This is a genomic window from Mesorhizobium sp. LCM 4576 (genome assembly GCF_001854815.1).
Lineage (GTDB): Bacteria > Pseudomonadota > Alphaproteobacteria > Rhizobiales > Rhizobiaceae > Mesorhizobium > Mesorhizobium plurifarium.
In genome coordinates this window covers 1-5781 of the sequence record NZ_MDDT01000035.1, presented here as the reverse complement: position 1 = coordinate 5781, position 5781 = coordinate 1, and the positions used below count along the sequence as shown (strand labels likewise).

Here is a 5781-nt window from a genome sequence, read left to right as displayed (position 1 = left end):
GACAATTCACCGAGCTTATCATTTTCACGGCGATCTCGAGACAGCGGCCAGGTAGCGGCATCATCGCGTCCGAGTTCTTCGAACTGCAGGCCGCTTTCGTGAACAAACAGATTGACGTTTTCATCGAGCAGGTGCCCTATCGCGATCACCATCGCGTGCTTCTTAGGTATCAAAGGTATCGAACGCAACAAGTGCTCCGCTATATCTCCCTGCTTGACGGTAGCCACTGAGACTCAACGCCCCGCCTCAGAACGTGTCGACGACCGTCAGCACACGGATCTTTCTTGTCCGTCGCGAGCTCATCGTGGACGAAGTCCATCACCCAGACGTCGTTCGGGCCGACGGCTTCCTCCCGGCCTTCCCGCAGCTTCGCCTTCACACGCCGCTTCGGCGTCTTGTTCCTGAGCTGCAGGCCCAAGTCCTGTAAATTCGATAGGATCGCTTCATGTTGATGTCCCAGCCCTCGCACGTGAGCATTACGTGCACGCGGCGGTATCCGTAGCGGACCCGCGTGGCGCAGATGTCCTTGATCCGAGCTTCGATGCCAGCCCTGATCGCGGCGGCGGGACTTGTAGTGAGAGGTGGCGAACTCCAGAACCCAGCATGCCCTTCGGATCGACACGTTCACACGTCTCCGCCACCAGCTCGCGTTTGCGACCAGGCCTCACAGTTTTCGGCGAATGACGTCCTGCAGCATCTCCTTGTCCAAGGACAGATCGGCCACCAGCTTCATGAGCTTGCCGTTCTCGTCCTCAAGCTGCTTCAGCCGCTTCATCGCGGTCGGCAGCAGTCCGCCGTATTTCTTTTTCCAGTTGAAATAGGTCGCTGGCGGATTCCCGCCCGTCGACAGATCTCGGCAACAGGAATCCCGTCCGCTCCCTGCTTCAGAATAAACGCCTTCTGCGCGTCGGAAAACTTCGGGGCCTTCATCATCTTCCGCTCCTCTCAGTCAAGGGATGTTACCGCGGAAAACTCAACTTTCGAACAGTCCAGTTTTCAGGGGTCATTTCTGGCCTCATGAGGCCTGTTTTTCCAGCGTGGATCTCATTGCGAACTCAGCCGGCGGCATGTTGCCGAGGGCCTAGTGTGGTCTGGGGTGGTTGTGATCCTCCTTCCATGAAGTGACGGCGTTGCGGCCCTCGGACAGCGTCGAGAACAGCGTGTTGTTGAGGCGCTCGTCCCTGAGGCTGAGGCGCCCGTTGATGGGGAAGACGGCCCCGCTTCTGAGAAGGGACCGTATACTGGTCCTACACTGCAAAAGGAGCATTCTGATGAACCCAGCCACCGTAGGCCTCGACCTAGCCAAGAATGTTTTTCACGTCCATGTCGCCGATGCATCTGGCAAGACGATTGACAGCAAAAGGCTCACTCGTCGTGATCTCCTGCCCTATTTCAAAGCGTTGCCGCTTTGCCTGATCGGTATTGAGGCCTGTGCAACTGCCCATAACTGGGCCCGTCAGTTGCAAGGGCTCGGGCATGACGTGCGCCTGATTCCTCCAAGCTACGTCAAACCTTTCGTGCGTCGCGGCGCGAAGAATGACGCCACTGACGCGGCGGCAATTTGTGAAGCAGTGACCCGACCCAACATGCGCTTTGTTCCGATCAAATCGCGTGAAGATCAGGCGTTCCTGATGCTGCACAGGGCCCGAGGCCTTTTGGTTAGGCAGCGAACCATGGCGGCGTGTGCGTTCCGKGCGCACTTKGCCGAGTATGGGGTCATTGTYGCTCAGGGAATACACCGGGTCGATGCCCTCATTGCGAAGCTGGATGAGATACGAGCAGACCTTCCCAATGATGCGTCCTTTGCGTTGGATGCTCTCGTCGGACAACTTGATACCCTGAACCGACAGATCGATCGGATCGATGTCCGGCTGGCTGAGATTCACAAGACCAATGCGATTTGCCGCTTGCTTGCGACCATACCGGGAATTGGGCCGATTACCGCGACCGCGTTCGCCGCCACAGTACCCGATCCGTCCACGTTCCGATCAGGGCGTGAGTTTGCTGCCTGRCTCGGCCTGACGCCACGCCAAAMCTCATCAGGTGGCAAGCACYGGCTCGGCGGCATCACCAAACAAGGGGATCGGTATCTTCGCCATCTGCTGGTATTGGGAGCGCGAACTGTGGTGCGCTATCCTAAAGCCCGTTCTCGTGTAGATGGCCCATGGATTGAGGCTCTGCTGGAACGGCGGCGCCCAATGGTTGCTGCCGTCGCGGTCGCAAACAAGCTCGCGCGAACGATCTGGGCAATGCTCTCTACCGGCGAGGTGTTCCGAAACACGTAGAATTGAAGATCGAATAAACTGGGACACAATGAGATGGCACAAGTGCAATGAAAGGATGATGATAATCGGCAAAGCTGAGGATCGAGAAAGCCCGGAGAGCTTTAAGCGCGCCAAAGCGCGTCCCGTTGATGAGGCCTCGATCCGCGGACACCATCAGGGCCAGCAGTCATGTATGGGCTGCACAAACAGGCCGAACACATGAACGCACCCGCCGATGAACATTACGCTCAAAACACTTGCGCCCGCGGGGCCGTCTATAATGAAGCTCTCGGCGAAGGYATTCTGCATGGGCTTACCCGGCGTGATGTAGTGCGATTCGGCGCCGCTCTGCTGGCACCAGCGCTGGACCGCCATGGAGGTCAGCTCCGTGCCGTAGCACCTGCGGAATGAAGGAGYGGCGGCGGCTGAGATAGCGAATGATTGTGTCGAGCTCGCGCAAGACACGCAGGCCCGACAGCGAGGTGTCGGCGATCAGCGCCAGACACTCCCGCGTCTAGCGCTGATCTGTTGATGACAGCCACCGAGACTCAACGCCTCGCGTCAGATCGCTCTCTGCTTCTGAAGGAAGCCATTAGCTCGGCTCGAGCCTGATCGGAGGCTTGGCTGATGGGCAGCGCGACTCCTGTACCAGCCCTATGACCGAGYCGGTGTTRGAGTRCCTGCCGATCGATGACGAGGTTGTCGAGGTGCAGCCTGGCTGGCTGCCGCCTTTGCCCCAGTCGTCTGACCAGCGCCCTCGTGCCGTCAAGCACAAAGACACCGCAATCATAGCCGTTCTGCTGCTGGGTTATGCGGGCCGGCTCCAGGCGGGCTCCCAGCCGTCGTGCGAGCTGTGCCGCGGGCTGGTCGTTGAACCGGCCGGCGGAGTCGTAATGATAGGCAACCGGCCTTGCCCGCTCGCGTCGATCAACCAGAAGCAGCGACCAGTGGCTGCCGCGGCGTTCAGGATCGGTAGCGCTGGCATCGTTGACAGGCAGAAACAGGAAGTCGGCAGTGTCGTTGCCATTGYGATCGTAGACGATGCGCTGGAAAGCCCCGAGGGCGGCATTGTCCGAGCCCAGGCGCAGATGATAATGGGCTATCAGCGGGTCGGCGAGCCGCGTTCGGGCGGCGAGATCTGGATTTTCCCTCTGCAGCTGCTGCGCCAGCAGCTCGTAGTCCCTCTGGATATGCTCATCGCTCAGCCATTGCGTGGCGTCGAGCGCCAGYCCGCGGTCGTGAGACGAGGCTCGCGGATTGAGCGCCTCGATCTGAGCGTCGGAGGCTGTACCTGGAGGCGGGGCATAATGGGCATCGTCACGCAGCTCGGCCGGTGTGGACGGCAAATCGACCAGGGAATCAAGACCGCGGTAGATGTCAGACGAGCGAGCTGACGCGGACYGCCGGGCTGGCCCCATGTCTTGATCCGACTGCGGCGACCACGCTGACCAGGGGCGGTCCCGACCGGCAGGTCTTTGCCTTCCGGCTTGATCCACGTCCTGCCAAAGTTGCGACTGATYGTAACTTTCCGGCGAGGCGGCGGGACTTACCCTCCAATCGGGCTGCTCCCGCGAGCCAAGCTGTGGCCCGAGATCCGGGAGCCTGCCATGTATAGCGCTCGACGCCGCGGAACCTTCGCCAGGCACGCTCGATGACGGCGATGGCCCGGCAATCGATCTCGACCTGGCAGCGTCCRACCGCGGCGCGGAGCCGRCATCATCCTGCAAGTCGACGATGTCATCAAGACCGGCATAGATCTGCGAGGATCTACGTGACGAGCCGGGCTGGGCAATTGCCGAGCCGGCAACTGCGCTCCAATGGCCCAAGCCGCTAATGTCAGCATCCTCAGCCAGCTGCCCGGGCGTGAGCGCATTCAGGTCAAAATCCGGATGCCGATAAGGTGTGGGCGACAGTGGTGCAAGGCCGGCGAAGGTCGACGACGAGTCGGCACTTTGAGCAGGCGAGGATGGGGCCGGCACGGGGGCCAATTCTGGCGGCAGCGATGTCGTCTGATGGAACTGCGGCGCATTGGTCGCCATTGGCGCGCCACGCTGTGCGGCCTCTTCTTCATGGAAGGCTCGCAGCACGTCCCAGGCCGGGTCGCTCGGGGACATGGGGATGGGCGAGAAGGCGACGGGCGAGGTGCTCTGTACAGCTCCAGTGGGCGGGCCGCTTGGCTGCTCGCGCGGGGCCGCTTGCCCATGCGCTGACAGGCCCAGCGCATTGTTGGCTGCGACCATTTGCCGGTATTTCTGCAGAAAGCCCCAGGCTGTGCCGAAACGGGGGCCTGCGTTCTTCTTGTATTCGTCAACCGCCCGGCTCAGAACCGCGGGTTCAATCTGGGCAATGCCCTTGCCGAAGTTCTGACTAAGCCAGCTGTTGAAACGACACAAATGACTCCGATACTTACTTAGCGTGTCTTTTCCGTACCTGCCTGCAGCTGCCCGACATGCATCTTCGATCACCTGGTTCTCTTCGCTGACAGGACGCGATCTAGCTGTTGTGACAGTCTGTCCGRCATMGGCTTGYCGGAGCCTTCCCAATGCGGCGTTAAGTTCAGAAAGTAGTTTTGCATCGTTGCCCGCGAAGTCCTTCGCCAGACGGTCCAACTGCTCGTCCTCAATCYGACCGTGGATTTGGCTCTGGTGGTTCTCGTCAAGCCATGTGCTGAACTTGCGCAGAGCCGCTAGATCGTGCCACATGGTTCCTTCTTTGAGGCGGGCAGCTACGGCTCTTGTCTGGTATCTGGCCAGGAGTTCCTCATCGTCCTTCGTGCCGGGTCGAACAGTCGAAGCAGCCGTCACAGGCTGTCCGGCATAGGCTTGTCGGAGCCTTCCCAACGCCACGTTGATATCGCTCAGTAGTATGGTATCCTTGCCCGCAAAGTTTTTTGCCAGACCGTCCAGCTGCTCGTCATCAACCCGGCCGGCGATCTGGGTCCGATGGTTCTCGTCAAGCCATGTGCTGAACTTGCGCAGCGCCACTATACCGCGAGCAATCGAGCTTTCACTCACCTTGGCTGTTTTAGCCACCTTAGCGCGGTAGGCGGCAAAAAGCGCCTCGTCCGGATGCTCTCGGACGCGTTTGCGACTGCGCGTTTGCTGAACGAGGGAAGCCTGGTGCGGTGCCGCGGCCGACATTGTATGGCGCGCGCCGGTCAAACCGCCTCCCATGRTCCCTTCTTGGAGGCCGGCAGCCTGGGCCAAGAGGTTCTCATCATCCTTGGTGACAGGTCGAACATTCGAAGCAGCCGTCACTGGCTGTCTGACAGAAAGCTGCCGGAGCCTCTTCAGCGCCGGGCTGATACKGGCGCCCTCGCGCTCCGTGAAGTCCTTCGCCAGCGCGTCCAACCCGGGGTCCTCAATCCGGCCGGCGATCTGCGTCCGATGGTTCTCGTCAAGCCATCTGCTGAACTTGCGCAGCGCCGCTAGATCGTCCCTCAAGGTTGGTCCTTTGACCACGACTTTTGCCCGGTATTGGGCGAAGAGTTCCTCATCGTCCTTCGTGCCGGGTCGAA

Annotated in this window: 3 protein-coding genes and 2 pseudogenes; 1 reads left to right on the top strand and 4 read right to left on the bottom strand. The window is 60.4% G+C overall.

The genetic code is table 11. The annotated features are described in order from the left end of the window. Positions 1 to 249: 249 nt before the first annotated feature. Both LCM4576_RS35920 and LCM4576_RS37745 read right to left on the bottom strand, forming a co-directional pair. Positions 250 to 930: pseudogene (locus tag LCM4576_RS35920) on the bottom strand (transposase); the annotation flags it as partial. Positions 931 to 1081: 151 nt separating this feature from the next. Continuing rightward, positions 1082 to 1267 (bottom strand): integrase core domain-containing protein, encoded by a 186-nt coding sequence (locus LCM4576_RS37745; RefSeq protein WP_371410081.1) that lies wholly within the window; start codon positions 1265 to 1267, stop codon positions 1082 to 1084. Positions 1268 to 1271: 4 nt separating this feature from the next. Here LCM4576_RS37745 and LCM4576_RS20715 point away from each other — a divergent pair, with 4 nt between their 5' ends. Next, entirely contained in the window at positions 1272 to 2285 is a 1014-nt protein-coding gene (locus LCM4576_RS20715) for an IS110 family transposase (protein WP_071034299.1), read from the top strand. Between the two features lie 261 nt (positions 2286 to 2546). Here the strand turns inward: LCM4576_RS20715 and LCM4576_RS37190 are convergent. Next, positions 2547 to 2778: pseudogene (locus LCM4576_RS37190) on the bottom strand (IS3 family transposase); the annotation flags it as partial. A gap of 34 nt (positions 2779 to 2812) precedes the next feature. Further along, positions 2813 to 5781: Ulp1 family isopeptidase (locus tag LCM4576_RS20705; RefSeq protein ID WP_407067389.1), on the bottom strand; the 2969-nt coding region annotated here is incomplete at its 5' end.

Coding starts and splice junctions, on each gene's coding strand:
- LCM4576_RS37745 (WP_371410081.1), bottom strand. CDS start 1,267: ATGCTCCTTTTGCAGTGTAGGACCAGTATACGGTCCCTTCTCAGAAGC.